The sequence below is a fragment of the Mycobacterium sp. genome, from assembly GCF_039583805.1.
Classification (GTDB): domain Bacteria; phylum Actinomycetota; class Actinomycetes; order Mycobacteriales; family Mycobacteriaceae; genus Mycobacterium.
Genome location: NZ_JAVKSH010000097.1, coordinates 1 through 3,044, shown reverse-complemented (window position 1 = coordinate 3,044; position 3,044 = coordinate 1). Strand labels below are relative to the sequence as shown.

At 69.8% G+C, this 3,044-nt stretch carries 2 protein-coding genes and 1 riboswitch; of the genes, one reads left to right on the top strand and one right to left on the bottom strand.

From position 1 onward, the window contains the following. Positions 1–236, bottom strand: a 236-nt coding sequence (locus tag ABDW21_RS13250) for a CopG family transcriptional regulator (protein WP_343602189.1), incomplete at its 3' end; no start/stop codon positions are given. A 164-nt stretch (positions 237–400) separates the two neighbouring features. Further along, a riboswitch (cobalamin riboswitch) is annotated at positions 401–554 on the top strand. A 147-nt stretch (positions 555–701) separates the two neighbouring features. On the opposite strand from ABDW21_RS13250, the gene metE reads away from it, so the two are divergent. Further along, complete coding sequence (gene metE, locus ABDW21_RS13245) at positions 702–2,972, top strand: 5-methyltetrahydropteroyltriglutamate--homocysteine S-methyltransferase (RefSeq protein WP_343602190.1); 2,271 nt, start codon at positions 702–704, stop codon at positions 2,970–2,972. Positions 2,973–3,044 lie beyond the last annotated feature (72 nt).

The following is a 3,044-nucleotide window of genomic DNA, read 5'->3' as shown; positions in this document are numbered from 1 at the left end:
GCCTCATCGTCACGAAGCCGGCTGATCAAGGCGTTCGATACGGCTTCGCCGCGATGCGGCAGAGGCTCGAAGCCATAGAACTCCGTACCGGCCCACGCGCCGGACGAGGTGTGCTGATTGGTCAACGCTCGGCGAGCGAGGTCGGACAGAACGGCACCGGCGGTGCGGTTCTCCCGGCGGGCTCGTTCCTTGACGGCCAGCAGCACGTCGTCGTCGATCGACAGTGTGGTGCGCATGCATCTGATGCTAGTGCATCATTGTGGACGGCGTGGCAACCAACCGGACCGTCGGGTTCGACACCGGCGACGTCCCCATCGCCAGGGCGCAGGCCACCGGGTAATCTCGACACCGCAGTCGGTTTGCCGTCCCCCGCGTCGGCATCGAGCGAGGCGTGCTGACGCGGTCTCGCGAGAGGGAACCCGGTGCGAATCCGGGACTGTCCCGCAGCGGTATGCAGGAACGACCGCCGTCATCAGCACTGGTCGAAAGACTGGGAAGCGACGGCCAGTAGGAGCACTCGCCGAGTGCGCGCCTGCCAGTCCGAAGACCTGCCGGCTGCGCCGGGCGCGCCGCGCCCGGCGGCTCACCGCCTCGTGGAATGGGCGTCTGGCCGTGACGGCTGCAGTGCCCGTTGCGCACCGCGACCGGATCGGCGCTGCGTCCGCCGGCGGTGAACACCCCGGATACCAAAGGACGAACACGTGACCGCTCAACCGTTTACCGCGACCGTCACCGGCTCCCCGCGCATCGGCCCGCGCCGCGAACTCAAACGCGCCACCGAAGGCTACTGGGCCGGCCGGACCACCCGTTCCGAGTTGGAGACCGTCGCCGCCACCCTGCGCCGCGACACCTGGTCGGGCCTGGCCGCGGCCGGCCTGGACTCGGTGCCGGTCAACACCTTCTCCTACTACGACCAGATGCTCGACACCGCGGTGCTGCTCGGCGCGCTGCCGGCCCGGGTGCGGGGCGTTGCCGACGAGCTGGACCGCTACTTCGCGGCCGCGCGCGGCACCGACGACATCGCGCCGCTGGAGATGACCAAGTGGTTCGACACCAACTACCACTACCTGGTTCCTGAGATCGGGTCGGACACCCAGTTCGCGCTGCACCCGGACAAGGTGGTTTCGGAGCTGAAAGAGGCTCTGGCGCAGGGTATTCCGGCACGCCCGGTGATCATCGGGCCGATCACCTTCCTGCTGCTGAGCAAGGCGGTGGACGGCGGGCGCGCACCGATCGAGCGCGTCGACGAGCTGATCGGCGTGTACTCGAAGCTGCTCTCGCTGCTTGCCGACAACGGCGCGCAGTGGGTTCAGCTCGACGAGCCGGTACTGGTGACCGATATCCACCCCGACGCACCCGCGCTGGCGCAGCACGTCTACACCGAGCTCGGCTCGGTGCCGCGTCGCCCCGCCATCCACGTCGCCACCTATTTCGGCGATCCCGGCGCGGCCTTGCCGGCGCTGGCGCGCACACCCGTCGAGGCGATCGGCGTCGACCTGGTCGCCGGGCCGAACACCGCCGTCGCTGCCGTGCCGGAGCTGGCTCACAAGACGCTGGTGGCCGGGGTCGTCGACGGGCGCAATGTCTGGCGGACCGACCTGGAGGCGGCGCTGAGCCGATTGGCCGCACTGCTGGGGTCGGCGGCGGCGGTGGCGGTGTCCACGTCGTGCTCGACGCTGCACGTCCCCTACTCGCTGGCCTTCGAGAGCGACCCGGACGACAACCTGCGCAGCTGGCTGGCGTTCGGCGCCGAAAAGGTGAGCGAGGTGGTCGTTTTGGCGCGTGCGCTGCGCGACGGGCGCGACGCGGTGGCCGAGGAGATCGCGGCGTCGGCCGCGGCCAAGGCGTCGCGCCGCACCGATCCACGGCTGCACGACGACCGGATCCGGGCCCGCATCGATTCCATCGTCGCCTCCGGCACCCACCGCGGCCCGGCGGCTCAGCGCCGGGAGAGTCAGCAGGCGCGGCTGCAGCTGCCGCCGCTGCCCACCACGACGATCGGCTCCTTCCCGCAGACCTCCGCGATCCGCAAGGCCCGCGCGGCGCTGCGGTCCGGCGAGATCGACCAGAGCGAGTACGACCGCCGGATGAAAGCCGAGATCGCAGACGTGATCGCGCTACAGGAACGGCTGGGCCTGGACGTGCTGGTGCACGGCGAGCCGGAACGCAACGACATGGTGCAGTACTTCGCCGAGCAGCTCGACGGGTTCTTCGCCACCGAGAACGGGTGGGTGCAGTCCTACGGGTCCCGGTGTGTGCGCCCGCCGATCCTCTACGGAGATGTCGCTCGGCCGAAACCGATGACGGTCGACTGGATCAGCTACGCGCAGTCGCTGACCGACAAGCCGGTCAAGGGGATGCTGACCGGGCCGGTGACCATCCTGGCGTGGTCGTTCGTGCGGGACGACCAGCCGCTGGCCGACACCGCTGCGCAGGTTGCTTTGGCGATCCGCGACGAGACGGTGGACCTGCAGTCGGCGGGTATCTCGATTATCCAGGTGGACGAGCCGGCGTTGCGGGAGCTGCTGCCGTTGCGCCGCGCCGACCAGGAAGACTACCTGGAATGGGCGGTGGGGGCGTTCCGGCTGGCGACATCGGGTGTCGCCGACTCGACCCAGATCCACACCCACCTGTGCTACTCGGAGTTCGGCGAGGTGATCGGCGCGATCGCCGACCTCGACGCCGACGTCACCTCCATCGAGGCGGCCCGCTCGCACATGGAGGTGCTGGACGACCTCAACGCCGCCGGCTTCGCCAACAGCGTGGGGCCGGGCGTCTACGACATCCACTCCCCGCGGGTGCCCGGCAGCGACGAGATGGCCGCGTCGCTGCGGGCTGCGCTGAACGCCGTTCCTGTACAGCGGCTTTGGGTCAACCCGGACTGCGGGCTGAAGACGCGCAACGTCGACGAGGTGACCGCGTCGCTGCAGCACATGGTGGCCGCCGCGGCCCAGGTGCGGTCCGGGGCCTAGGTGCGGTCCTGGGCCCAGGTGCGTTCCGGGACCTAGCCGGATGCTCCGCCGAGTGTGAAACTGTTGCGAAAA